Here is a 1,113-nt window from a genome sequence, read left to right as displayed (position 1 = left end):
GCTGCTGGAGACGGCGTGGGAGACCTTCGAACACGCCGGTATCGATCCGACGACCCTGCGCGCCACACCCACCGGTGTCTTCGTCGGGGCCACCGGCCAGGACTACGGCCCCCGCATGCACCACGCGCCGAAGGACGTCGAGGGCCTGATGCTGACCGGCGGGACCGCCAGCGTCATGTCGGGGCGGATCGCTTACCACCTCGGACTGGCCGGCCCTGCCGTCACGCTCGATACCGCGTGCTCGTCGTCGCTGGTGGCGCTGCACCTCGCCGCGCAGTCGCTGCGGTCCGGCGACTGCACCATGGCACTCGTCGGCGGCGTGATGGTGATGTCCACGCCCGGCACGTTCGTGGAGTTCAGCCGGCAACGCGGGCTGTCCGCCGACGGCCGGTGCAGCTCTTTCGGGGCGGAAGCGGACGGCACCGGATGGGGCGAGGGCGTGGGCATGCTGCTCGTCGAGCGGCTGTCGGACGCGCGGCGCAACGGGCACGGGGTGCTGGCCGTCGTGCGGGGCTCCGCCGTGAACCAGGACGGCGCCAGCAACGGCCTGACCGCACCCAACGGGCCCGCACAGCGGCGGGTCATCCGTCAGGCGCTGGCGAACTCCGGGCTGACGGCCGCCGACGTGGACGCGGTCGAAGGGCACGGCACGGGCACGAGGCTCGGCGACCCGATCGAGGCCGAGGCGCTGCTGGCGACGTACGGGCAGGGCCGGGACGAGGACCGCCCGCTGTGGCTGGGCTCGGTGAAGTCGAACCTCGCCCACACGCAGCACGCCGCGGGTGTCGCGGGCGTGATCAAGATGGTGCTGGCGATGCGGAAAGGTGTCCTGCCGCGCACCCTGCACGCCGATGAGCCGTCACCGCACGTGGACTGGTCGTCGGGCGCGGTGGAACTGCTGCGCGAGGCGCGGGAATGGCCGGCGTCCGACCGTCCGCGCCGGGCCGCTGTCTCCNCGGCATCGATGTCGCTCCGGCGGTGGTGCCGTGGGTGGTGTCGGGGCGGACGCCCGAGGCCCTCCGGGACCAGGCGGAACGGCTCCGCGTCCTCACGGCCGGCAGTGACGCGAGTGCCGTCGATGTCGGCTGGTCGCTGGCGTCGTCGCGGTCGGTG

At 73.5% G+C, this 1,113-nt stretch carries 1 pseudogene; it reads left to right on the top strand.

The features are described 5' to 3' along the window. A pseudogene (locus ABEB00_RS32525) lies at positions 1 to 1,113 on the top strand (beta-ketoacyl synthase N-terminal-like domain-containing protein); the annotation flags it as partial.

It is taken from the genome of Streptomyces ziwulingensis, from assembly GCF_039542605.1.
In the GTDB taxonomy this organism is placed as follows: Bacteria; Actinomycetota; Actinomycetes; order Streptomycetales; family Streptomycetaceae; genus Streptomyces; species Streptomyces ziwulingensis.
The sequence above is the reverse complement of the archived record's forward strand: the minus strand, read 5'-3'. Positions and strand labels throughout refer to the sequence as shown.